This is a genomic window from Micromonospora sp. ANENR4 (assembly GCF_015354395.1).
Classification (GTDB): domain Bacteria; phylum Actinomycetota; class Actinomycetes; order Mycobacteriales; family Micromonosporaceae; genus Micromonospora; species Micromonospora aurantiaca.
This window is the reverse complement of sequence record NZ_JADKYQ010000019.1, coordinates 39,653-62,225: the sequence shown is the minus strand read 5'-3', so window position 1 is coordinate 62,225 and position 22,573 is coordinate 39,653. Positions and strand designations below refer to the sequence as shown.

The following is a 22,573-nucleotide window of genomic DNA, read 5'->3' as shown; positions in this document are numbered from 1 at the left end:
GCCGCACCCGCGTCACCGGGCCGTCAGCAGGCAGAACTCGGTGCCGTCCGGGTCGGCCAGCACCACGTCGCCGGCGGTGTGCCGGCCCGTACCGGCCCGGGTCGCGCCGAGCGCCAGCAGCCGGTCGACCTCCGCGTCCCGGTCACCGTCCGCGACCAGATCCAGGTGTACGCGGTCCCGCCCACCGGCGTCCATCAGCGGCGGGCCGCTCCAGGTGACCTTCGCGCCCCCGCGCGGCGACCGGATCGCTGTCTCCTCGTCCTGGTCCCAGACCAGCGGCCAGCCCAGCGCCTCGCTCCAGAAGAGGCCTGCCGCCCGGGTGCCGTCGCAGTTGACAGCGCCGACCGGGCCGCAGCCGGCGAGGAAGGTGTTGCCCGCCCCGATGACGCAGAACTCGTTGCCCTCCGGGTCGGCGAGCACCACCTGGTCGTCGTCCGGCCCCTGGCCGATGTCGATGTGCCGCCCGCCCAGCGTCAGCGCCCGGTCGACGGTGTCCCGCTGAGCCTGCGGCGACGCGCTGGTCAGGTCGAAGTGGATCCGGTTCTGCACGGTCTTCGGCGCAGCGCTGGGCAGGAACCGGATGCGGAAGTCGCTGTGGGCGTCGCCGCCCAGCGCCACGCCCTCGCGCGGGTCGTCGAGGATCTCCCGGCCGAGCACCCCGGACCAGAACCGGGCGAGCCGCAGTGGGTCGCCCGCGTCGAGGCTGACCGCGTAGAGGTGAACAGCCATCCGCCCGTCTCCGATCCGCCGCCGTCGTCGGCGGCAGGTCAGGAGCGTAGGCCGGGCGGCCCGGGCGCGCAGCCGGATTTCCCGCTGCCGCGCTACTTCGCCGGGAGGGTGCGCGCGACGCGGACGCCCCGCTCGACCCAGCGGGTCAGGTCCGGGTCGCGCTCGCAGGCATCGGGCGACACGGTGACCCAGCCCCGCATCTCCCGGCCCCGCATGACTGTCGCCTCGGCGCCGGGCTCGGCGAGCGCGCGCTCGGCCTCGGCCGGGTCGACCCGGACCATCAGGCCGCCCGCGCCGCGCACCACCACCGCCATGTTGCCGCGCAGCATCATCGCCAGGCCGCCGAACATGCGCCGCTCGGTGATGCCGGGCTCGCGCCCGAGGCGTTCGCGTACCCGGTTCGCCAGGTCCTCGTCGTAGGCCATGACGGCATCGTGGCATCCGGGTCCGACAGCGGGACGCGCTCAGGCGCCGACGCGCTGTTCGGGGATGGACAGGCCGTAGAGCGCCATCAGTTCCGGGCTGTCGATCCGGCTGCCGTCGGCCACCGCGTCGCAGGCGATGTCGACGATCTGGTCCTTGTGCGCCAGCAGGTACGGCCGCGCCCCGACGTCGGCGCTGGCGAGCGTGGCGATGCCGGACCAGTGCCGGCGGCCGAACAGCATCGGGTAGCCGCGCAGCCCGTCGTAGGTGGCGCAGACCAGCACGTCCGGGTACGGCAGGGCGGTGACCCGGCGGACCGCCGCCGCGGTCAGTCCGGGCATGTCCACCGGCACCACGACGACGGCCTCGATGTCGTCGTCGGTGAGCGCGGCGAGCCCGGCCCGGATCGAGGAGCCCACCCCGGTGCCCCAGGCGCGGTTGACCACCACTGTGGCGCCGGTCAGGTCGGTGGTCTGCCGCACCTGCTCGGCCGCCGCGCCCAGGACGACCACGACCTGCGCGCAGCCCGCCTCGGCCATCGTGTCGATCATCTGGCTGACCAGCGGCTTCTCGCCCTGGTGCAGCAGCGCTTCGGGTCCGCCGATGCGGCGGCCGCCACCGGCGGCGATGATCATTGCAGCGATCCGGTTCAGCGGTGCCCCCTCGATCAGGGGACGGACCGGGCACAGCCGCCCGGTCCGTCCCGTCGTACGCACACCGGACCCAACGAGCACGGCCGGGGGCAAGTAGCGGGGCAAAACGGAAAATTGCGTGACTATGCCGCGTCCGCGTAGCAGTCGACAGTGGACAGGTCGAGCGGGAACCGGACCGGGGTGTCGCCGAACATCAGCCGGGTGGCCCGCGCGCCGGCGGCGGTGACCGCCTCGGCGACGACCGCCGCCTGCCCGGCCGGGCAGTGCACCACCACCTCGTCGTGCTGGAAGAAGACCAGCTCCGCCTCCGTCCCGGCCAGCTCGGTGCGCAACGTGGCCAGCAGCGTGGAGGCCCACTCGGCGGCGGTGGCCTGGACGACGAAGTTGCGGGTGAAGCGCCCCCGCGAACGGGCCGCCCGGGCCGACGGGCTGTGCGGATCGGCCCCGCCCTCCGGCAACGGCTCCTCCCCCTCGGCGAACCCCGCCGACCCGGGCGGGCAGGTACGCCCCAGCCAGGACCGGACCAGCCCGCCCGCCTCGCCGGTGCGCGCCGCCGCCTCGACGTAGCCGAACGCGGTCGGATAGTTCTTCCGCAGCACCGCCAGGGCCGGCACCGCCGCCCCGCCGGTCTGCCCGTACATCGCCCCGAGCAGGGCCACCTTGGCCTTCGCCCGGTCACCGGCGAACGCGTCCCGGGCCAGCGCGGCGTAGAGGTCACCGGCGCCGCCCGCCGCAGCGAGCCGCTCGTCGCCGGAGACCGCCGCGAGCACGCGCGGTTCGAGCTGACCCGCATCGGCCACCACGAACGTCCAGCCCGGGTCCGCCACCACTGCCTGCCGGATCACCTTCGGGATCTGCAACGCCCCGCCGCCCCGGGTCGCCCACCGGCCGGAGACCACACCGCCTGGTACGTACTCCGGGTGGAACCGGCCGCCGGAGACCCAGGCGTCGCGCCAGGCCCAGCCGTGCGCCGTCCAGATCCGGTACAGCTCCTTGTATTCCAGGACCAGCGGCGCCGCCGGGTGCTCCACCCCGCGCAGCACCCAGGCGCGCGTGTTCGGCAGGTCCACGCCCGCGCGGGCGAACGCCCGCAACAGCTCCGCGGGCGAGTCGGCGTGCACCTGGCGTACGCCGAACGCGTCAGCGATCCGGGCCTGCAACTCGGCCAGCCGGCGCGGTGGCCCGCCGACCGGTGACGGCTCGCCGAGCAGGTCGGCCAGGATCGCGTCGTGCACGTCGGCGCGCCACGGCAGCCCGGCCGCGCCCATCTCGGCCGCCACCAGCGCGCCCGCCGACTCGGCGGCCACCAGCAGCCGGAACCGGCCGGGGTGGGTGGTCGTGGCGATCCGGGCGAGCTGGTCGGCGTACACCCGGGTCAACGCCGTGATGCCCGGACCGGGCGGGCCGGACGGCGGCTCGAACAACGCGGCCTGGGCGTGGCCCGGCGGCTCGGGCGGGCGGGGTGCCGGGTCCGGCGGGACCGGCGCGCCGGTGACCCGGGCCCAGGCGGCGGGCAGCGCGCGGGGCTCACCCCACCGGCCGGCGTGCCCGAGCAGGAGCGCCTCGGTCAGCTCGACGTCGTGGCAGCGGTCGAGCCGCACCCCGGCGCGCAGCAGCGCCGGGTAGACGCCCGTCCAGGCGGCCCAGATCCAGCGGGGGTGGCCGGCGGCCTCCCGGGCGGCCACGGCGGTCGCCAGGTCGGCCACCTCCTCGGGCGGGCCGGACGGGGTGCCGTCGGCGTGCAGCGGTTGCAGCACGCCGCCGCCCCGCTCGTCCGCCTCCACCGCCACCAGCACGGACGCGATTCTGCCCGGTGCCACCGACAGGCCGGGGCCCCGGCTCGTCGAGCCGGGACCCCGTGCGTTACTTGCCGACGCCGCCCGCGCGTTACTTGCCGACGCCGGCGGTGAGGCCGGACTGCACCTGGCGCTGGAAGACGATGTACACGATAAGCACCGGCAGCATCGCCATGGTCACCCCGGCGAAGAGTCCGCTCCAGTCCGACTTGTACCCCTGGTTGACCGACAACTCGATCAACCCCTGGGCGATCACCTGGTTCTTCGGCTCGCCCGAGACCGACTGCATGAGCAGCGTCGGCAGGTACCACTGGTTCCACTGGCCGAGCACGTTGAAGATGCCGATGCTGATCAGGCCCGGCTTGGCCATCGGCAGCATCACGCTGAAGAACGTACGGGTGTGCGACGCCCCGTCGACCTGGGCCGCCTCGGCGATCGAGTCGGGCAGCGTCCGGAAGAACGAGTGCATGAAGAAGATCGTGAACGACAGCGACCACGCCACGTAGACCAGGATCAGCATGAGGTGCTTGTTCGGGCCGAGCAACGGGAGGCTGACGCCGGTGTTGTAGACGCCCTTGAACAGTGGCACCGCGGCCAGGTAGATCGGCAGCGTCAGCCCGGACAGGAACATCCAGTAGATCAGCCGGTTGCCGCGGAACTCGTAGCGTGCCAGGGCGTACGCGGCCATCGAACCCAGCAGCATCGTCAGCGTCACGCTGAACACCAGCACGAGCAGCGTGTTCAGGAAGAAGCTGTCGATCCCGGCGGTCCAGGCGCGGGCGAAGTTGTCCCACTGCAGGGCGTCGGGGATCAGCGACAGGGGCTCGCGGATCACCTCGGAGTCGGTCTTGAGCGCCGACATCACCACCCACAGCAGCGGGTAGACCACCATGATCGCCCAGACCGCGAGGAACAGGTGCGAGAAGCCGTTGAAGATCCGGCCGCCGAAGCCGTTGCCGACGTTCCGCCGGTCCGCGGGCGGCCGGTCCGGCGGTGCCGTGTCGGACCGGGCCGGGCCGGAGGCGTGGGTCACAGTGCTCATCGTCCAGACCTCCTCAGTACTCGATCCGCTCACGGCGGGTGATCCTCAGCTGGAGCGCGGCCAGCAGGATGGTGAAGATGGCCAACGCGACGGCGATCGCGCAGGCGTAACCGAACTGGCCCTTCTGGAACGCGTTGAACTGGATCACCGAGGCGAAGATCTCGCTGGCGTGGTTCGGCCCGCCCTGGCTCGGCGTCATGACGAACACCAGCGCGTACATGTCCAGCGCGATGAAGCCCAGATAGACCCAGGCGACCGAGATGCTGTCCCGCAGCAGCGGCAGGGTCACCTTGAAGAACGTGTGGAACCGGCCCGCGCCGTCGAGGATCGCGGCCTCGTAGATGTCCTTCGGGATCGACTGCATCGCGGCGGAGAACAGCACCATGTAGAAGCCGGCGCCGCTCCACACCGCGATGAACAGCAGCCACCAGAGCACCGCCGGCACGCCGAGGAAAGGCTCCGGGTCGGCGGTGAAGGCGATCGGGTTGTCCGCGTCGACCAGCCCGATCTTGATGAGCAGGCCGTTGATCAGGCCCTGCCCGTCGGTGCGGTAGATCTGCTGCCACATGACAGCGATGACCACCAGCGACAGCACCTGCGGGAAGAAGAAGATGACCTTGTAGATCCCGGAGCCGAAGACTCCGCGGATGCCGGCCCTGTCCTCGCGTCCGCCCACGTTGAGCAGGAACGCGAGGAACAGGGCCAGCGCGATCGTGAACAGCGGCACGGTGACCAGGAAGAACACGTTGTGCCAGAACGCCTTCCGGATCAGCTCGTCGGAGAACAGCCGGACGTAGTTGTCCAGCCCGACGAAGCGCTGGGAATCGGAGTACCCGCCCCAGTCGGTCAGCGAGTATCCCGCCGCCTGGGCGAACGGCCACACCACGTAGAACAGGTACAGCGCGACGGGCAGGGCCAGGAAGCCCGTGACGAAACGCGCGACTCCGTGCCGCATTGGACTCACTTCCTCGCGGTGATCAGGCGGTGCGGGTCTGCTTCTTGATCGACGAGTCCTTGGCGACCTTGTCGGCGGCCGCCTGCATCTTGTCGACGAACTGCTGCGCGGTCAGGCGGCCGGCCATCAGCTCCTCGGAGAGGTTCTGGCTCTCCTTGTCCAGGTCGGCGTAGAAGTCCGGGAACTTCACCGAGATCAGGTCCGAACTGCCGCTCTTCATCAGCGAGTTCGCCGACGCCAGCGCGGTGTCCTGGACGTTGTCGCCGGAGCCCTTGGTGGAGGCCAGCGACTTGGTCAGCTCGGCGAACTTCGCCGAACCGGCCTTGGAGAGGATGGCCCGCAGGAACTCCTTCGCGGCCTCCTTGTTCGGCGCCTTGCTCGGCACCACGAAGCCCTCGCCGGACGAGGCGAAGACATCCTTGGCGGCCTTGTCCCCGCTCTTGCTCCAGTAGTCGGAGATGGTCATCTCGAAGCCCGGCGGGATGGTCGCGGCCATCTCGTTCTTCAGCCAGGTGCCGACCTGGATGAAGGCCGCCTTGCCGTCCAGGAACGCCTGCTGCGACTGGGTGTGGTCGAGCTTGCCCGGCAGCAGCAGCTTGTCCTTGACCAGCTTCTCCCACGGCTCCAGCGCCGCGACGATGCCGTCGGCCTTCCAGGCGCCGTCCTTCAGGTTGTCGATGTCGACGACCGCCTGCTTGCCGACGGCCTTCCAGATGCTGGCGAACAGCGCCCAGCGCGGGTAGTAGCCGTGCACCGCGTCGTGCACGTACGGCGCCATGCCCTTGGCCTTGATCTTCGGCGCGAGCGCGAAGAACTCGTCCCAGGTGGTCGGCGCCGTCCAGCCCTCCTTCTTGAAGAGCGCGGCGTTGTACCAGTTGCCCCACACCGTGTACGCCACGTTCACGACGTAGAACTTGCCGTTCTGCGTACCGTCGGCGACCGTGCCCGGCAGCAGGCTGTCGGCGACAGTCCCCTCGCTGTCCCAGGCCGGCGCGGTGAGCAGGTCGTCCAGCGGCTCGATCGCGCCCTCGTTGATCAGCGTGCTGCGGTCCATCATGTCGGCGCCCGAGTTCATCACCAGGTCGCTCGGCTGCGTCGCCATCTTGGGCTGCTCTTCGGTCTTGATCTTCTGGGTCGAAGACATGTTGACCGTGACGTTCGCGTGCTTGGCGTTGAAGATGACCTTGTCTTCCTTGGCCCACTGGTCGCCCAGGCCACCGTTGAAGACGACCACCTTGACCGCGCTGCCGTCCTTGACACCGAACGGGTTGTCCTTGCTCTTGGCCGCGCCGCCGCCGTCGGACTTGCTCGGCTCACTGCCGGCGCACGCGCTCAGCAGACCCGCCGCCGGTACGGCCAGCAGACCGGCCGCCGCGGCGCGCCGCAGCAGGGTCCGACGGCTGACGTCGCCGAACTTCTCGGGGGAAACCGACATCTTGTCTCTCCTTGTGGGTCGGGTCAGGCGGTCCGCCGGAGACGCCCGGCGTACCGCGACTCGAGGGCGAGGTTGTGCTCGTCCCCACCGGGGACGTTGGCGGAGAGGTAGACAGGGGGTACCTCTCCGGCCTGGTGGAACCGTCGTACGACCTCCGCGGTCAGCAGCTGCGCCAGCAGCGCCGCGGTGACCGAGGAGACCGCACAGACCGCGCCGCCGCCCTCGAGCGGCAGCAGTGCGTCGCCGTACGGCGCGCCGTTGTCCAGCACGACGTCGGCGAGGTCGGCGAGCCGGTGCCCGGAGGGGTGCCGAGGAGCTACCCGGGCGGTGTGCTCGACCGAGGTGACAGCGATCAACGGGTGGCCGCCGTGCTTGACGAGCGTCGCCAGCTCGACCACCGAGCCGTTGATGCCGGACTGCGAGGCGACCACGAACACGTCCCCCGGCTGCGGCGCCGCCAGGGCGTACAGCTGGTGCGCCACGGCCGGGTCGCGTTCCAGCTTCGGGTCGGCGAGCACGTCGCGGGGCGCGTCGCCGTGCAGCACGAGGTCGTGCAGGGAGAGCCGGTTGGCGGGGACCAGGCCGCCGGCCCGGGCGACCAGCTCGGCGGCGAACGCCTCCGAGTGGCCGGCGCCGAACGCCTGGAGGACGCCGCCGGCGCGCAGCCCGGAGGCGATCAGGTCGGCTGCCCGGTCCACCGCCACGGACTGGCTGTCCACCAGCCGGTCGAGCACCGGGCGGACCGCGTCGGCGTACCTCTGGGCACTGATCATGAGAGGGCCCCCTTCGCGGCCTTGTGCCCGTCGACGGCCTGGGCGGTACGCCGGAAGGCCGCGTGGGCGCGGTCGTGGGTGCGCTGCGCCACCGCGATGTAGAGCAGGTCGAGCACGACGAGCTGCGGGTGCCGGGCGGAGAGCGCGTCCGGCCGGAACGTGGTGGCCTGGCTGGCGGTGACCAGCACGATGTCGGCCAGCTCGGCCAGCGGCGAGCGGGGGAAGCCGGTGAGCGCGACGGTGGTGGCACCGCGGCTGCCGGCCTCGGCGAGCAGCTCGATCGTCTCCCGGGTCTGCCCGGTGTGCGAGATGCCGAGCGCGACGTCCCCGGCACCGAGCAGCGCGGCGCTGGCGAGTCCCTCGTGCACGTCGCTCCAGGCCCACGCGGCGACGCCGATGCGGTGCAGGCTGAACTGCATCTCCTCGCCGACGAGCGCGCTGCCGCTGGCCCCGAAGATGTTCACCCGGCTGGCCCCGGCGATGGCGACCGCCGCGCGTTCCACCTCGGCCAGGTCGAGCAGCGCGGCGGTGTCGTGCATGGCCCGCGTGTCGGCGGCCATGATCTGGTCGAGCACCCGGGACAGCGGGTCGCCGGGCTGGATCTCCCGTCCGATGTCGACGGTCCAGCCGGCCGAGCGGGCCCGGCCGGTCTCGGCGGCGATGCCGAGCCGCAGGTCCGCGTACCCCTCGAAGCCCATCGCCCGGCAGAACCGGGTGATGGTCGCCGGTGACGTGCCGCTGCGCTCGGCCAGTTCGACGATGGTGGCCCGGGCGGCCGCCTCCGGGTCACTGAGCACGTGCTCGGCGACCCGGCGCAGCGCCCCGGTCAGCTCCCCCGTGCCGGCCCGGACCCGGGCCAGCACCCCGTCGGCGCCCAGCCGGTCGGCCGGACCGGCATCGACCACCGCGGTCGCCGCGGAAGTCTCCACCTCGTGCTCGGCCATCGGCGGGCGCCTTTCGGAAAAGAGTGTTAACTGTTAGTGGTAAAAGTTCTTACTGAAGGCCCCTCCGTGTCAAGGGCGTGGGCGAAGTTTTCAAACTGTTACCTGCCGCACCGGCGCGATCTTGCGCCCGGAGACGCGGCCGACCAGCATGGGGACCATGTCGGACACCGTCGTGGTCGGCCTCGACGTCGGGGGCACCTCCACCCGCGCCACAGCGCTGAGCCTCGACGGCACCCGCCTGGGCGCCGGCCGCGCCGGCGGCGGCAACCCCACCAGCCACGGCGCCGACCGGGCCGCCGCCGAGCTGCTCGCCGCCCTGCGCGCGGCGCTCGCCGGCATCGACCCCCATCGGGTACGCGCCGGCGTCATCGGCCTCGCGGGGGCCGGCCGCCTCCTGGCCGACGCGCACGGCCGGGACGCGTTCGACCGGGCCTGGGCCGAGGCGGGACTACGGTGCCCGTACGCCGTGCACGGCGACGCCCTGGTCGCCTACGCCTCCGGCACCGCCGCACCGGACGGCACCGTGCTCGTCGCCGGCACCGGCGCGATCGCCGCCCAGGTACGCGACCTGCGGCTGGACCGGACCGCCGACGGCCACGGCTGGCTGCTCGGCGACGCGGGCTCCGGGTTCTGGCTCGGCCGCGAGGCGGTCCGCCGGCTGCTGACCGACCTGGACCGCGCGGAGACCCCCGGCACCCTGAACCGGCAGGTGCTGGCGGAGCTGACCGGCACGCCCGCTGTGGACGCTCAGCCGCGAGTGACGGCCGGAGCCGTGGTGCAGGCGGTCACCCGGCGGCCGCCTGTGGAACTGGCCCGGCTCGCGCCGCTCGTGGTGTCGTCGGCACGGGACGGGGAGCCGACGGCCGTCGCGCTGATCACCGAGGCCGCGGCGCTGCTGGCGGAGAGCGTCTCCCGGATCCGCCCGCCGGGTGCGGCAGATCCGGTGGTGCTCGGCGGCGGGCTGCTCACCGGCGACACCCCGCTGGCCGGCGCGGTACGCGCCGAGCTGGCCGACCGGTGGCCGGACGCGCCGCTGCACAGCGCCGGGGACGGTGCGGCCGCCGCGGCCTGGCTCGCCGCCCGCGACCTGCCCGAGGTGACCGACCCGGCGGCACTCCACACCCGCCTGGTGCCCCCACCCACCTGACCCGCCCGCCCTGCCGCGCTGCGCTGCGCCCCGCCGCGGCGGCGGCCGTTGGGTGGAACGTCATGGGTGTCAAAACGCCCGTTTGACACCCATGACGTTCCACTCGCCGCTTCCTGCAGTTCTCGGCGTGAGCCGGCACTCGCGCCGATCAGTATCGGTCTTGCGAACCGGGCTGAGCCTGGTGCCAGCCCTGCGGAGCGGGTTGGCCCGGGTGAGCCTGCGGCGCGATGCCATGAGGTGCCGGCTGATTCGGGTGCCAGCCCTGCGGGGCGGGCTGAGCCGGGTGCCCCTGCGGCGCGGCACCATACGGTGCGGACTGACCCGGGACGGGCTGCCCCTGGGCGTGCTGGCCCTGGGCGGGCGGCAACGCCGGACCGGGCTGACCGTGCCCCGCCGCCGGGTACGGGCCCGGCTGCTGCGGCCCGCCGGGGTAGTGCTGGCCGCCCGGGTACTGCTGGCCGCCCGCGTACTGCTGCGCCGCGGCCTGCTCGCGGGCCTCCTTGCGTGCCTTGACCGCGCGCACGATCAGCAGGATCGGCAGCACGAAGACGTAGAAGAAGATCCGGTAGCTGTCGCCGTCGAAGAGGAACAGCAGGTAGAAGCCGTACCCGAAGAAGGCCAGGCCGATCACCACGTTGAGGATCCGGGAGCCCTTGCCCTGTTCCTTGACGGCCACGCCGACGACGATCATCGCGATGCCGCCGAGCAGCAGCAACAGTGTGTAGAGGAGGAAGAACATGAGATTCCTGTCGATAGATGAGCGTGCCGGCTCACCCTAGGTCAGCTCGATCTTCTCCACTGCCCCGTTGCCTGTGGCAACCACCTCACTTGAGCTGCCCGGCGGTCAGTCCGGACTGGACCTGGCGCTGGAACGCCACGTACACCACGAGCACCGGGAGCACCGCGATGGTCAGGCCGGCGAACAACTGGGCGTAGTCACCGGCGTAGCCCTGGCTGACCGCGAGCGAACTCAGTCCCTGAGCGAGCATCCGGTCCTGCCCGTCGCCGGGCAGCAGCACCTGGGGCAGCAGGAACTGGTTCCAGTGGCTGAGGAAGTTGAAGATCCCCACACTGATCAATCCCGGTCGCGCCATCGGCAGCATCACCCGGAAGAACAGTCGGAAGTGGCCGCATCCGTCGATCAGCGCGGCCTCCGCCACCGAGGTCGGCAGCGTCCGGAAGAACGCGGTCAGGAAGAACACGGTGAACGGCAGCGAGTACGCGGTGTAGACCAGGATCAGGCCGGGCCAGGTGCCGAGCATGCCGACGCTGCGGACCACGAAGAACAGTGGGACCAACGCCAGGAAGACCGGGAACATCATGCCGCCGACGAACAGGTAGTAGACGACCTGCCGGCCGCGGAACTCGTAGCGCGCGAAGACGTACGCGGCGGTGGCGCCGAGCAGCATGGTCAGGCTCAGCGAGCCGGTCACCACGACCAGGCTGTTGAAGAAGAAGCGGCCGATGTGGGCGGTGGTCCAGGCGCGCGTCCAGTTGTCGAAGCGCAGCGCCTCGGGCAGCCCCCAGGGCTCGGCGACGATCTCGCCGTTGGTCTTGAGCGAGCTGAGCACCATCCAGGCCAGCGGCAGGATCGTCATGGCGGCCCAGAGCAGCAGGAAGCCGTGCGAGAAGACGTTCGCCACGCCCAGCTCGCGGCGGGGCGGCCGGTCGGCAGGGGTGGCCGCACGGGTCGCGTCGGCGGCCGGGGCGCCGGTGTCCACGGTGGTCACGAGTACTCGATCCGATCACGCCGGGCGGTGCGCAGCGCCAGCACCGCCACCGAGAGGGTCAGGAAGAACATCGCCACGCCGATCGCCGAGGCGTACCCGAACTTGTTCTCGCTGCCGAACGACGTGTCGTACATCCGCAGCCCGATCACGTCGGAGGAGAAGTTCGGCCCGCCGTTCGTCATGAGCTGGACCAGGATGAAGCCGTCCAGCGCGGCGATGGCGAGGTAGATCCAGGCCACCTGGATGGTGTCCCAGAGCAGCGGAATGGTGATCTTCCGCAGCATCGTGGTGCGGGACGCGCCGTCGAGCAGCACCGCCTCGTAGATGTCACGCGGGATGGCCTGCATGGCGGCGCCGAAGAGCACCACGTAGAAGCCGACGTTGCTCCACACCATCACCGCCAGCACGCACCAGAACGCGAAGCGCGGGTCGCCGAGCCAGGCCGGGGTGGCCAGCCCGACGGCGCGCAGGGCACCGTTGAGCAGGCCACTCGTCGGACTGTAGATCTCCTTCCAGAGCAGCGCGATGATCACCACCGAGAGCACCTGGGGGAAGAAGTAGACGAGCCGGTAGACCGAGGTGCCGCGCACCCCGGTCACACCGGCCCGGCCCTTGCGGCCGCCCATCGTGAGCATGCTGGCGAAGAACAGGCCCAGCCCGATCGTCACCACCGGCACCACGGCGAGCAGGATCGCGTTGTTCTTCAACGCGTTCCACACGTACCCGTCGTGCAGCAGCGTGCGGAAGTTCGCCATGCCGACCGGGTCGGCCTGCGCGGAGTAGCCCATCCAGTCGGTGGTGGATATCTGAAAAGCCTGGAGGTACGGCGACAGCACGAAGATGCCGTACAACGCCAGTGGCGGCAGGAGGAACGTGAGGATCAGGGGGAGGCGGCCCTGTCGCATCACGCGGACCGCTTGTACTTCTTGACCGAGCTGTCTCCGGCGATCGAGTCGGCGCCCTTCTGGCACTGGTCGAGGAACTCGGCCGGGGAGATCCGGCCGCTGAAGAACTCGCCGCAGGCCGCGTCGACCAGGTTGCGCTCCAGCTTGCGGTAGTAGTTGTTGTAGACCCAGTTGAAGCCGTTGGACCCGGACGCGTCGAGCGCCTTGACCACGGTGCTGAGCCCGTACGGCAGCTCGATGCCCTCGGTCGCGCCGGCGACCACGGGCAGGCTGGCGACCTTCCGGGTGAAGTCCTGCGCGCCCTTGCGGGACAGCATCGTCCGGAAGTACTCCAGGCCACCGGCGACGTTACGCGCCTTGGCCGGCACCATGAACGGCTCGCCGGCGGTGCCGCGGATCGCCTCGTACGGCAGCTTGTCGCCGCTGCCCAGGCTCGGCGTCGGCGCGACCGTCATGTTGAACCCGGCCGGCGTGACGTCCTTCTGCTCGCTCTCCAGCCAGGAGCCGCAGGAGATGAACGCGGCCTTGCCCTGGCACCACGCGGTCTGCGACTGCTTGTGGTCCAGGCCCGGGGAACCGTCGAGGATGAACTTGTCCTTGACGATCTGGTGCCAGGCGTCGGCGGCGGTCTTCATCGCGTCCGACTTCCAGGCGTTCGGCTCCAGGTTGTCGATCGCCAGTGCCACGGACGGGCCGCCGAGCTTGATCGCGGTGGAGATCAGCGGCCAGCTCATGTAGCGGGGGTGCACACCGGCGTACGTCCAGGGGGCGATACCGGCGGCCTTGATCCGGCGGCAGAGCGCGATGTGGTCGTCCCAGGTCTTGGCGTCCTCCCAGCCGCGGTCGGCGAACAGCTTGGTGGAGTGCCAGATGCCGTACACCGTGTAGGTGTAGTTGAGCACCAGGAACCGGCCGTCGTATGAGCCGACCTCGACGGTGCCGGGCAGCAGTGTGTCCTTGACCGTCTTGCCGGGCGTGTCGAGGCTCGGCGCGGCGAGCAGCTCGCCCAGGTCGGCGAGCGCGTTCTGGGAGACCAGGCCGTTGAAGTCGATCTGGCCGGCGCCGGAGTTGTTCACCACGTCGGGCGGGCTGCCGTCGACGAAGCGGGGCTGGAGCGTCTTGCTGATCTCCGCGGTGGCCGAGTGCTTGATCTCCGCCTTCGGGTACCGCTCCTTGTACATGGCCTCGTGGGCCTTGGCGTAGTCCTCCCCGAACCCGCCGTTGAAGATCACCACCTCCAGCGGGGCGTCCTCGGCCACGCCGAGCGGGTTCTGCTCGCTCTTGGTGCCCTTGTACGCGGCCTTGTCGCCCTCGTCGCCCCCACCCGACGTGGCGCAGCCGGCGAGCAGCCCGGCGGCGGGGGTGGCCAGCAGACCGGCGGCGGCGCTGCGCCGTAGGATCTCACGCCTGTTCATCGCATCTCCTCGGTCCGGGTACGCGCGGTGAGCACCCTGTCGCTTGTCTTCACAAGACGCATTTCCAATGAAGAATTTCTACGACAGTGCGACGGGGACCACAAGACCTCTCGACCGATCCGTTATCCGTACCGGTCGGGCCCGGCTGGCCTAGCCTGACCCCATGCGCCGCCTGCGGCAGCTCGCGCAACGCACGCCGCCGGGGCGGGAGCGCTACATCGACCTGCTCCGGGCGCTGGCCATCACCATGGTCGTGCTCGGCCACTGGGGCGTCACGGTCATCGGGTACGACCACGGCCGCCCCGCCGGTCACTCCGCGTTGGGGGATCTGCGCTGGGCCTGGCCGCTGACCTGGGTGGCCCAGGTGATGCCGGTGTTCTTCCTGGTCGGCGGCTACGCCAACGCCGCCTCGCTGGCCGCCCGCCGGCGCCGGGGCGGGTCGGCGGCCGGATGGCTGGTCGACCGCAGCGCCCGGCTGATCCGCCCCACCACCGTGTTGCTGCTGGTCCTGGCGGCGGGAGCGGGGATCGCCACACTGCGCGGCGCCGACCCGGCGCAGGTGCGCACAGTGGTCTGGTTCGCCACCATCCCGCTGTGGTTCCTGGTCGCCTACATCGCGGTGGTGACGCTGACCCCGCCGATGTACGCGCTGCACCGCCGGTTCGGGCTCGCCGTGCCCACGGCGCTCGTGGTCCTCGTGGCGCTCGGCGACCTCGGCCGGCTTCTCGGCCCGGCCGCGCTCACCGACGGCAACTACCTGTTCGGCTGGCTGGCCGTCCACCAGGTCGGTTTCGCCTGGTACGACGCCGCCCAGGCGGACACCCGTCAGCCCGCCGGCGTGACCGGCGCCGGGGCGACCGCCGGCACCGGAACCCGGGGCCTATTCCGCCGTCGGCTGCCGCTGTCCCGCCGGGCGGGCGTGCTCCTGCTCGGCGGCGGCCTGGTCGCGCTGGTGCTGCTCACGGTGGCCGGGCCCTACCCCGTGGCGATGCTCCACGTACCGGGCGAGCGGCTGGACAACGCGGCGCCGCCGAGCCTGGCGCTGATGGCCGCGGCCGTCGCCCAGCTCGGTCTGATCCTGCTGCTGCGGCGCCCGGCCGGGCGCCGGCTGCGCCGGTCCGGCCCCTGGCAGGCGGTGCTCGCCGTCAACGCGGTGGTACTCACGCTGTTCCTCTGGCACCTGACCGCCGCGGTGCTGCTCGTCGGCCTGCTGGACGCGCTCGGCGTGCTGCCCACTCCCCCGGTCGGCTCGGCGGCCTGGTGGGCGTGGCGCGTACCGTGGCTGCTCGCGCTGGCCGCGGTGCTGGCCGTACTGGTCGCCGTCTTCGGTCCGGTCGAGGCCCGCACCCGCCGCCCGGCCGCGACCGGGCCGGCCGGGGCGGGTGGCCGGCGGCTGCGCGCCGGTACGGCCGTGGCCGGGTACGCGGGCGTGCTGGTCGGCCTGCTGCTGAACAGCCTCGCGCCCAAGGCGACGTCGGAGCCGCTGGGCCTGCCCGCCCCGGCGCTGGTGGCGTACCTGGCCGGGGCGGGTCTGCTGCGGCTGCTCAGGTCCGGACGGGCGGGACGGCGCCGGCCGGGTTGACGCTCACCCCTCGATCGAGGCGCGGATCGCGTCGACGATGATCGCCAGGCCCTCCCGGGCCTCGTCCTCGGTGAGCGTCAGCGGCGGGCCCATCCGGATCACGTTGCCGTAGAGGCCGCCCTTGCCGACGAGCAGACCGCCGGCCCGGCACGCCTCGAAGACCCGCGTGGTCAGCGCCGCGTCCGGCTCCACGGCGCCCGGGTGGACGAACTCGACGGCGAGCATCAGGCCCTTGCCGCGTACCTCGGCGACCTGGTCCACCCCGGCGGTGGCCGCGCGCAGGCCGTCGCCCAGGATCGCGCCGACCCGGGCGGCGTTGGCCTGGAGGTCGTGGTCGAGCAGGTAGTCGAGCACCGCGTTGCCGGCGGCGGTGGAGACCGGGTTGCCGCCGAAGGTGGAGAAGCTGATCGCCGGCACCGACTCCAGCACCTCGGCCCGGCCGACCACGCCGGCGAGCGCGAAGCCGTTGCCGATGCCCTTGGCGAAGGTGAGCAGGTCCGGCGTCACGCCGTGCGCCTGGTAGCCCCAGAAGTGCTCGCCGGTCCGGCCCCACCCGGTCTGCACCTCGTCGCTGATCAGCAGGATGCCGTGCTCGTCGAGCACCTTCTTCCAGGCGGCGAAGAGCCCGTCCGGGCCGTGCACGAAGCCGCCGACGCCCTGGACCGGCTCGGCGATCAGGCAGGCCACGTCGCCAGCGGTCTGGGTGGCGAGCACCTCGCGCAGGTCCTCCACCGCCGCGTCGACCCGGTCGGCGGCGTCGAGCCGGGCCAGCAGCCCGCGCAGCCGTTCCCCGGAGTGCAGCCAGGCCACCTGCAACGGGTTGAGCGCGCTGGCCGACCAGCCGCGGTTACCGGTGACGCCCATCGTCGCGTACGACCGGCCGTGGTAGCTGTTGCGCACCGCAAGGATCTGGTGCGAGCGCCGGTGGTTGGTGGCGACGAGCAGCGCCGCCTCGTTCGCCTCGGTGCCGGAGTTGGTGAAGAAGACGCGGGCGTCCGGGATGCCGGAGAGCCGGGCGATCTTCTCGGCCAGCTCGACCTGCTGCCGGATCAGGTAGAGCGTCGAGGTGTGCACGAGCCCGGTCCGCAGCTGCCGTTCGACCGCCTCGCGGATCTCCGGGATGTCGTGGCCGACCATCGTGGTCAGCACCCCGCCGAAGAAGTCCAGATAGGTCCGGCCGGCCGCGTCGGTGACCCGGCGGCCGGAACCGGTCACCAGTTCCAGCGGTTCGGCGTAGTAGAGCGGCATCCAGGACGGGAGCACGGCCCGGTGCCGGGCCAGCAGGTCGTCGGAGGTCATCGGCGCACCCTTCAGCGGAGGTGGATCCCCGCACGTTCCCACCACGACCGGGGCCGGGACAACCGGCACTGTGCGAGTCGGCCCGGCGGTAGCATCCGCCGGGTGCGGACGGATCAGGTGACGTTGCCGGGCGGCGCGGCGGGGACGACGCGGGCACAACTGCTCGACGGGGTCCGGTCCTGGGTGGAGTCGGCGCCGGTGCGGCAGCTCGTGGCGCACTTCGGCGGCGACTGGCCCGACGGCGACCTCGCGGCGGTGCTGGCCGGCCTGGACGCGTTCTCCGCCCGCCGCTGGGACTTCCGGCAGGGACGGGAACGCCCGGACGCCCGGGAACCGGCGTTCGACCCGGCCACCGCCGGACTGGTGCTGAGCGCCGCCGCGTCGCTGGGCCTGGTCCGCGCGGTCGCGCCGGCCCGATCCGGGTACGCGCACCTGCTGGTGCTCGGCGGGCTGGCGCACGCCTGCCTGCGGCGCACCGCGTACGCGGCGACGCTGGCCCGGACGGTGGCCGAGGTGACCGGCGAGGTGGCCGTGCTCGGCAGCTTCCGGCCGCTGTCGGCAGCCGAGTCCCGCACGCTCGACGCCGCCGGCCTGCCCGGCTGCGCCACCGAGGTGGACGTCCTCGATGCCGGCGTACGGCTGGCCTTCGGCGTGGACGCGCCGGACGACGAGCACGGTGAGCCGGCCGGTCATCCGCACCGGGCCTGGTCCTCGCGTACGTACCGGCCGGCCGGGCTGCCCCCGGTACGGGTGCTCGCCGCGCCGTCCAGTGAACCGGACCGGCGTCGCGCGCACACCGCCGACACGCAGCGGTTCTGGGCCGAGCACGTGCGGCTGCGCGCGGACGACCCGGTGCTGATGGTGACCGCCCCGATCTACGTGCCGTTCCAGCACTGCGACGCGCTGCGGACGCTCGCCGTGCCGTACCGGTGCGGCATCGAGACGGTCGGCGTGGACCCGGCCGCGCGCGCCGCTGTCGCCGTACCGGAGCCGACCCTGACGCCGGGCCGCTACCTCCAGGAGATCCGGTCGGCGCTGCGGTCGATGCGCGCGCTGCACGCGACGCTGACGGCGGGCTGAACCGGCGTCCGGGCCGGTGCCCGGCGATTCGCCGCGCACCGGCCCGAGAGCCGGGTGTCAGTTGACGTAGACCGCCGGGCTGCCGGTCTTGCTGGTGTCCTTCACCGGCGAGTACGAGGCGGTGAAGTACGCGGTGCCGAAGCACAGCGACGGCCCGGAGAACTTGGTCAGGACCTGGTTGGTGAAGCTGATCGAGTTGGTGCCGTTGGACGCCGTACCGGTCAGCGTGTTCGTGCTGGTCCGGTAGACGCAGGTGATCGCGCCGAGCAGCGAGTTGAGCACCACGGTGCTCTGGATCGGCGCCGCCGTGGTCCCGGAGATCTTGACCACGCCGGCGCTGGTCACCGAGGTGGTGTAGGGCAGGTTGTTGACCGTCACGCTCTGCACGCCGGTGGTGCCGAAGACGTTCGTCGTGCAGCTGGAGAACGACTGCGCGGTCAGGCTCTCGGTCGCGGTGCCGGGAGCGGTCGGATTGGTCAGCACCTTGGCGCTGAAGCTGGACGCGGCGCACTTGATGCCGGTGGTGCCGCTGGTCGAGGAGTAGAACGTGGCGTTGGTGCCGCTGCGGAGGCTGGCCTGGATGACGTCGCCCACCGAAACGGCGGTGCCGGCGACGGTCGGGTAGGTCAGCACGGCGCTGGCGAGCGAGGTGGTGGGTGCGGCGGTGGCGGGGGCGGCGCCGACCAGACCGGTCAGCAGCGCCAGGGCGGCGAGGCCCGCGCCGATGCGTCCGTACCTGGGCATGGTTGTTCCTTCCGGCGGTGGGACAGGAAACGGTGCCGGCGGCGTCCGGGGTGGACGGAGCCGGTGGGTGCGGCGGCCGGAATGGGACCGCCGCAGGTGGTGGTGCGCCGTTGCGGCCTCAGCGGGCCGGGCGGCGTGGCGCAGTGCGGCGTCGCCGCGTCACCTGGGTCTCTCCGGTCTTGGGGGGACGGGTCCGCGCGGCGATAATGGCAGCCATCCGGCCCTCCTTCGACGCGTTCGGGTGACCGATCAGGAGAGATCACCAGCGGTGACGAGGCATGAACTGAGCGTGTCGAAAGTTATAAACCTCGGAGGGTCGTAAAGTCAACGCATCAAGAAAGGTCGATGAGTGACAGTCCCGAGCCCGCCGTCGCCGGCGCCCGTGCCCCTGCCGGGCGCCCGCCACGGCCGCGACCCGGACCGCGCCATCAAGCGCGGCCCGCGCCGCGTGCCGGCCGAGGAGGTGGCGGCGACCCAGCGCGACCGCCTCTTCGACGGCCTGGTCCGGGAGGTCGCCGGCCGGGGGTACGACAACGCCCGGGTCAGCGACATCTGCCACGCCGCCGGGGTCACCCGGCCCGCGTTCTACGCGCTGTTCAGCGGCAAGCAGGACGCGTTCCTGGCCGCGTACCGACACGGCATCGCGGTGGTGTCGCACCTGATGGAGGACGCTTTCCGCGACGCCGGCCCGGACTGGCCGCAGGCCGCCCGGGCGGCGCTGCGTACGCTGCTCGACGTGCTGGCGAGCGTGCCCGCCTTCGCCCGGATGGCACTGGTCGAGGTGGACGCCGCAGGCCCGGACGCACGCCGGGAGCGCGATGCGCTACTGAGCAGCTTCCGCCGGTTCTTCGCCGGCGCCGGGCCGGATCCGGCCGGCGTGGACCGGGACGCGCTGCTGTCCACAGTGGTCGGCGGCATCCACGCCACCATCCGTGAGCGGGTGGCGCAGGGGCGGGCCGAGGAGCTGCCGTCGCTGCTGCCGGCGCTCACGTACGCGGCGACCGCGCCGTTCCTCGGCCCACGCGAGGCGGGCCGCGTCGCGCGGGCGGCGGGGACGGAGGACGGCCCGGCCGCCACCGCGCCCTGCGCACCCGGCCAGCCCTGACCGGTCGGAAACCGCAGCGGTTTTTCACTTTGGCCGCTTTTGGCAAATGCCGCCCAACGAACTGCTACAGGCAGTTGACCGCCCCTTTACTCAGCGGTAACTTCGGCCTGCGCCCCTCGGCGCGCACATCCTGCGAAGCCAATTCACATCGTCGCAGATGAATTGATCTCGAAAGGGGCCGGCATGTCGGAGCAGATCGATCAGGTCGAGACCGATCAACCGAGAAGCGGCGTGCGCTGGCGCCGGTTCGCCGTCACGTTCGGCGCCGTGGCGGCCGGCGCGGCCGGCATGGTGGTGCTGACCGCGCAGGGTGTGCTCGGCGCGCAGTTCGCCATCTCGGGCATGCCGTTCACGGTCACCGCCGACAAGCTGGAGGGCACCGGATTCGAGCAGTTCGCCACGCTCGACCAGATGATCCCGGACAGCCCCAACCAGGGCGACACCGGCGGCCAGGTGCTCGTGATCGTCTCGGCGATCGACAAGGCCGAGCTGACCAATCTCTGCCAGAGCATCAACCTGGGCGGGACCAACCTGCGGATCACCGCCGGCAATTCCGGCAAGCCCGTCTCCGCCCGCACGCTCGTGGTCGACGGCGACGAGATCGCCGGTAACGCCTCCTTCAAGAACATCGACGTCGGGCAGGACGCCAGCACCGTCGACAAGGTCCCCGGGGTCAAGGGCAACCCGGGTGTGTTCGCCCAGCAGGCCGACACCGTGACCATCACCAACCTGCGGCAGAACAACTACGCCACCACCGCCGCCGTCTTCACGCTGCCCAACCTGCGCATGGGCTTCAGCTCCGAAGGGTGCTGAGGTGAGCGCGGGACAGCACGCGGCGCCCGCCGCCGGCGTCCGGACACGCTGGCGGCGCTGGCGCCGGGCGCGGCCGTTCACCGCCGGGCTGCTCATCGCGCTCGGCGGCGCGGAGATGCTCGTGACGCTGCGCGCGCCGCTCGGGGTGCTGCTGCACGTCGGGCCGCAGGGGCTGGCCGCGTACCTGGTCCCCCTGGTCCTGGTGATCTGCGGCGTGCTGCTGATCACCACGCCGCAGCAACGCGTCTTCTACGCGGTGCTCTCCCTCGTGCTCGGGCTGGTCTCCTGGCTCACCTCGAACCTGGGCGGCTTCCTGATCGGCATGCTGCTGGCGCTCGTCGGCGGGGCGCTCGCGTTCGCCTGGACGCCGGTGAAGCGGCGGGCTCCCCGCGCCGGCCCGGCCGCGACGCCCGCCGACACGACGCCCGCCGACACGACGCCCGCCGACACGACGCTCGCTGGCGCGACGCCCGCCGGCACGACGCCCGGGCCGCGCGAGCCGGTGGACGGCTCGGCGCCCACCGAGTCGCTCGACGCGCTCCTGTCGGCCGAGCCGGGGCCGCCGCGGCACACGCGGGCGGAGCGCGGCTGACTCAGCGGGCGGTGTCCGCGACCGCCTGCGCGAACACCTCGGAGCGGTGCTCGAAGTTGCGGAACCGGCCGTAGCTCGGCGCGGCCGGGGACAGCAGCACCACCCCGCCGGCCGGGGTGAGCTTGCGGGACAGCCCGACGGCGGCGACCAGGTCGTCGGCCAGCTCGGTACGCACCGACGGCAGTCCGGACAGCGCCTCCACGATGCGGGGGCCGCTGTCCGGCACGCCGATCACGGTGATCTCCCGATCGGCCAGGTGCGCGCGCAGCGGGCTGTAGTCCAGCCCCCGGTCGGCGCCGCCGACGATCACCGTCAACGGCCGCCCCTCGTACGCGTCGATCGCGTGCATGGCCGCGTACGGGCTGGTGGCGAGCGTGTCGTCGACGAACGTGAGCCCGGACGGGTCGGCGATCTCGGTGAGCCGGTGCGCCAGGCCCTGGAACTCGGCGACCGCCACGGCGAGGCTGTCCTTGCGCGCCACCACGTCGACGCCGAGCGCGTCCAGCACGGCGAGCGCGACGCAGAGGTTGCCCTCGTTGTGCCGCCCGACCAGCGGCAGCACCGCGCGCGGGAACAGCGGCGTGTCCCGCAGGTGGAACCACTGCGTACCGTCCGGCCCGGTGGCCACGTGCGTGGTGTCCGGCGAGCCGGCCCGGATCGCGGCCCGGTCGCCCAGCTCCGCCGCCAGCCGCGGGTCGGCGCCGTTCACCACGACGGCGTGCGGGCCGTGCGCGATCAGGTTCAGCTTGTCCCGGTAGTACTCCCGCTCACCGCCGTGCGCGTCCAGGTGCTCCGGGAACAGCGCGGTCACCACCGCCACGCGCGGCGAATCGGTCAGGTCGGAGCACTGGTAGCTGGACAGCTCCAGCACGTACAGCTCCGCCTCGGGCAAATCCAGCAGCGGCACCCCGATGTTGCCGCCGAACACGTTCGGCCGGTCCATCGCGGTGAGCAGGTGACTGATCAGGCTGGACGTGGTGCTCTTGCCCTTGCTGCCGGTCACCCCGACGGTCCGGTCCGCGTGGTCGGCCATCCACAGCGCGCTGCCCTGCGTGACCGGCACGGACCGGCGGCGCAGCTCCACCATCCACGGGTGGGTGTTCGGCACACCCGGCGAGCGGACCACCACGTCGGCGGCGGCCAGGCGCTCGAAGCCCTCCTCGCCGGTGACGAGCGGCGCGGCGGCGGCCAGCGGGCCGTCCCAGGGCAGCGTGAGGAAGTTGGCGCTGTCGTCGACGACGACCAGGCCGGCCGGCCCGTGCGCGGCGATCGCGGTCACCGCGGCCCGGCCCTCGCGGCCGGCGCCCCAGACGGCGACATGACGTCCGCGCAGATCAGACAGGCGCACGGGCTCTCCTCGGACTCGGTCGACGGCGGGCAGGGTCCGGCCCAGCCGGACACGGACGGACGA

Annotated in this window: 22 protein-coding genes; 6 read left to right on the top strand and 16 right to left on the bottom strand. The window is 72.3% G+C overall.

Annotated features, from left to right (window positions below; all coding sequences use genetic code 11):
• Positions 1-12: 12 nt before the first annotated feature.
• From IRY44_RS27445 to IRY44_RS27405, 9 genes are all read right to left on the bottom strand, one after another.
• On the bottom strand, positions 13-729 hold the full coding sequence (locus IRY44_RS27445) for a VOC family protein (protein ID WP_194803085.1): 717 nt from the start codon (positions 727-729) through the stop codon (positions 13-15).
• Between the two features lie 92 nt (positions 730-821).
• Complete coding sequence (locus tag IRY44_RS27440) at positions 822-1,154, bottom strand: TfoX/Sxy family protein (protein ID WP_194803084.1); 333 nt, start codon at positions 1,152-1,154, stop codon at positions 822-824.
• A gap of 39 nt (positions 1,155-1,193) precedes the next feature.
• Complete coding sequence (locus IRY44_RS27435; RefSeq protein WP_091331223.1) at positions 1,194-1,787, bottom strand: NTP transferase domain-containing protein; 594 nt, start codon at positions 1,785-1,787, stop codon at positions 1,194-1,196.
• Positions 1,788-1,927: 140 nt separating this feature from the next.
• Positions 1,928-3,631: a bifunctional 3'-5' exonuclease/DNA polymerase gene (locus tag IRY44_RS27430; protein WP_194803120.1), complete on the bottom strand. Its 1,704-nt coding sequence runs from the start codon at positions 3,629-3,631 to the stop codon at positions 1,928-1,930.
• A 61-nt stretch (positions 3,632-3,692) separates the two neighbouring features.
• Positions 3,693-4,643, bottom strand: a complete 951-nt coding sequence (locus tag IRY44_RS27425) for a carbohydrate ABC transporter permease (protein ID WP_194803083.1) — start codon at positions 4,641-4,643, stop codon at positions 3,693-3,695.
• Between the two features lie 13 nt (positions 4,644-4,656).
• Entirely contained in the window at positions 4,657-5,598 is a 942-nt protein-coding gene (locus IRY44_RS27420; RefSeq protein ID WP_120569017.1) for a carbohydrate ABC transporter permease, read from the bottom strand.
• A gap of 22 nt (positions 5,599-5,620) precedes the next feature.
• Positions 5,621-7,033 carry an N-acetylglucosamine/diacetylchitobiose ABC transporter substrate-binding protein gene (gene ngcE / locus IRY44_RS27415; protein WP_091427483.1) on the bottom strand — a complete coding sequence of 471 codons (1,413 nt, stop codon included), beginning with the start codon at positions 7,031-7,033 and terminating at the stop codon, positions 5,621-5,623.
• Positions 7,034-7,056: 23 nt separating this feature from the next.
• Positions 7,057-7,806, bottom strand: coding sequence for an SIS domain-containing protein (locus tag IRY44_RS27410; protein ID WP_194803082.1), 750 nt, complete (start codon positions 7,804-7,806; stop codon positions 7,057-7,059).
• The gene (locus IRY44_RS27405; protein ID WP_120569014.1) at positions 7,803-8,750 is read right to left on the bottom strand and encodes a MurR/RpiR family transcriptional regulator; all 948 of its coding nucleotides are present in this window, start codon (positions 8,748-8,750) and stop codon (positions 7,803-7,805) included. Before IRY44_RS27405 ends, IRY44_RS27410 begins: the two co-directional genes overlap by 4 nt.
• 157 nt (positions 8,751-8,907) lie before the next feature.
• On the opposite strand from IRY44_RS27405, the gene IRY44_RS27400 reads away from it, so the two are divergent.
• Entirely contained in the window at positions 8,908-9,897 is a 990-nt protein-coding gene (locus tag IRY44_RS27400) for an N-acetylglucosamine kinase (protein WP_194803081.1), read from the top strand.
• A gap of 148 nt (positions 9,898-10,045) precedes the next feature.
• On the opposite strand, the gene IRY44_RS27395 is transcribed toward IRY44_RS27400, so the two are convergent.
• The 4 genes from IRY44_RS27395 to ngcE (IRY44_RS27380) form a co-directional block, all read right to left on the bottom strand.
• The gene (locus IRY44_RS27395; RefSeq protein WP_194803080.1) at positions 10,046-10,636 is read right to left on the bottom strand and encodes a hypothetical protein; all 591 of its coding nucleotides are present in this window, start codon (positions 10,634-10,636) and stop codon (positions 10,046-10,048) included.
• An 85-nt stretch (positions 10,637-10,721) separates the two neighbouring features.
• Positions 10,722-11,627, bottom strand: coding sequence for a carbohydrate ABC transporter permease (locus IRY44_RS27390; RefSeq protein WP_194803079.1), 906 nt, complete (start codon positions 11,625-11,627; stop codon positions 10,722-10,724).
• On the bottom strand, positions 11,624-12,532 hold the full coding sequence (locus IRY44_RS27385) for a carbohydrate ABC transporter permease (protein ID WP_013287344.1): 909 nt from the start codon (positions 12,530-12,532) through the stop codon (positions 11,624-11,626). The genes IRY44_RS27390 and IRY44_RS27385 overlap by 4 nt, the downstream gene beginning before the upstream one ends.
• Entirely contained in the window at positions 12,532-13,947 is a 1,416-nt protein-coding gene (gene ngcE / locus IRY44_RS27380; protein ID WP_194803078.1) for an N-acetylglucosamine/diacetylchitobiose ABC transporter substrate-binding protein, read from the bottom strand. The genes IRY44_RS27385 and ngcE (IRY44_RS27380) overlap by 1 nt, the downstream gene beginning before the upstream one ends.
• Before the next feature lie 163 nt (positions 13,948-14,110).
• On the opposite strand from ngcE (IRY44_RS27380), the gene IRY44_RS27375 reads away from it, so the two are divergent.
• Positions 14,111-15,529 (top strand): acyltransferase, encoded by a 1,419-nt coding sequence (locus tag IRY44_RS27375; protein WP_194803077.1) that lies wholly within the window; start codon positions 14,111-14,113, stop codon positions 15,527-15,529.
• Positions 15,530-15,532: 3 nt separating this feature from the next.
• Here the strand turns inward: IRY44_RS27375 and IRY44_RS27370 are convergent, their stop codons facing one another.
• Positions 15,533-16,828 (bottom strand): aspartate aminotransferase family protein, encoded by a 1,296-nt coding sequence (locus tag IRY44_RS27370; protein ID WP_194803076.1) that lies wholly within the window; start codon positions 16,826-16,828, stop codon positions 15,533-15,535.
• A 117-nt stretch (positions 16,829-16,945) separates the two neighbouring features.
• Between IRY44_RS27370 and IRY44_RS27365 the strand changes: the two genes are divergently transcribed.
• A complete protein-coding gene (locus IRY44_RS27365) occupies positions 16,946-17,908 on the top strand; it encodes a hypothetical protein (protein WP_194803119.1) in 963 nt (320 codons plus the stop codon).
• Between the two features lie 57 nt (positions 17,909-17,965).
• Here IRY44_RS27365 and IRY44_RS27360 read toward each other — a convergent pair whose 3' ends face one another.
• A complete protein-coding gene (locus IRY44_RS27360; RefSeq protein ID WP_194803075.1) occupies positions 17,966-18,652 on the bottom strand; it encodes a Tat pathway signal sequence domain protein in 687 nt (228 codons plus the stop codon).
• A gap of 349 nt (positions 18,653-19,001) precedes the next feature.
• Between IRY44_RS27360 and IRY44_RS27355 the strand changes: the two genes are divergently transcribed.
• The 3 genes from IRY44_RS27355 (at position 19,002) to IRY44_RS27345 (ending at position 21,162) form a co-directional block, all read left to right on the top strand.
• Complete coding sequence (locus tag IRY44_RS27355; RefSeq protein ID WP_194803074.1) at positions 19,002-19,757, top strand: TetR/AcrR family transcriptional regulator; 756 nt, start codon at positions 19,002-19,004, stop codon at positions 19,755-19,757.
• Positions 19,758-19,940: 183 nt separating this feature from the next.
• Positions 19,941-20,570 carry a DUF6230 family protein gene (locus IRY44_RS27350; protein ID WP_135241096.1) on the top strand — a complete coding sequence of 210 codons (630 nt, stop codon included), beginning with the start codon at positions 19,941-19,943 and terminating at the stop codon, positions 20,568-20,570.
• Between the two features lies 1 nt (position 20,571).
• Entirely contained in the window at positions 20,572-21,162 is a 591-nt protein-coding gene (locus IRY44_RS27345) for a DUF6114 domain-containing protein (RefSeq protein WP_194803073.1), read from the top strand.
• A 1-nt stretch (position 21,163) separates the two neighbouring features.
• Here IRY44_RS27345 and murD read toward each other — a convergent pair whose 3' ends face one another.
• Positions 21,164-22,510: a UDP-N-acetylmuramoyl-L-alanine--D-glutamate ligase gene (gene murD, locus IRY44_RS27340; RefSeq protein ID WP_194803072.1), complete on the bottom strand. Its 1,347-nt coding sequence runs from the start codon at positions 22,508-22,510 to the stop codon at positions 21,164-21,166.
• Positions 22,511-22,573 lie beyond the last annotated feature (63 nt).

Coding starts and splice junctions, on each gene's coding strand:
- IRY44_RS27445 (WP_194803085.1), bottom strand. CDS start 729: ATGGCTGTTCACCTCTACGCGGTCAGCCTCGACGCGGGCGACCCACTG.
- IRY44_RS27440 (WP_194803084.1), bottom strand. CDS start 1,154: ATGGCCTACGACGAGGACCTGGCGAACCGGGTACGCGAACGCCTCGGG.
- IRY44_RS27435 (WP_091331223.1), bottom strand. CDS start 1,787: ATGATCATCGCCGCCGGTGGCGGCCGCCGCATCGGCGGACCCGAAGCG.
- IRY44_RS27425 (WP_194803083.1), bottom strand. CDS start 4,643: ATGAGCACTGTGACCCACGCCTCCGGCCCGGCCCGGTCCGACACGGCA.
- IRY44_RS27420 (WP_120569017.1), bottom strand. CDS start 5,598: ATGCGGCACGGAGTCGCGCGTTTCGTCACGGGCTTCCTGGCCCTGCCC.
- ngcE (WP_091427483.1), bottom strand. CDS start 7,033: ATGTCGGTTTCCCCCGAGAAGTTCGGCGACGTCAGCCGTCGGACCCTG.
- IRY44_RS27410 (WP_194803082.1), bottom strand. CDS start 7,806: ATGATCAGTGCCCAGAGGTACGCCGACGCGGTCCGCCCGGTGCTCGAC.
- IRY44_RS27405 (WP_120569014.1), bottom strand. CDS start 8,750: ATGGCCGAGCACGAGGTGGAGACTTCCGCGGCGACCGCGGTGGTCGAT.
- IRY44_RS27400 (WP_194803081.1), top strand. CDS start 8,908: ATGTCGGACACCGTCGTGGTCGGCCTCGACGTCGGGGGCACCTCCACC.
- IRY44_RS27395 (WP_194803080.1), bottom strand. CDS start 10,636: ATGTTCTTCCTCCTCTACACACTGTTGCTGCTGCTCGGCGGCATCGCG.
- IRY44_RS27385 (WP_013287344.1), bottom strand. CDS start 12,532: ATGCGACAGGGCCGCCTCCCCCTGATCCTCACGTTCCTCCTGCCGCCA.
- ngcE (WP_194803078.1), bottom strand. CDS start 13,947: ATGAACAGGCGTGAGATCCTACGGCGCAGCGCCGCCGCCGGTCTGCTG.
- IRY44_RS27375 (WP_194803077.1), top strand. CDS start 14,111: ATGCGCCGCCTGCGGCAGCTCGCGCAACGCACGCCGCCGGGGCGGGAG.
- IRY44_RS27370 (WP_194803076.1), bottom strand. CDS start 16,828: ATGACCTCCGACGACCTGCTGGCCCGGCACCGGGCCGTGCTCCCGTCC.
- IRY44_RS27360 (WP_194803075.1), bottom strand. CDS start 18,652: ATGCCCAGGTACGGACGCATCGGCGCGGGCCTCGCCGCCCTGGCGCTG.
- IRY44_RS27350 (WP_135241096.1), top strand. CDS start 19,941: ATGTCGGAGCAGATCGATCAGGTCGAGACCGATCAACCGAGAAGCGGC.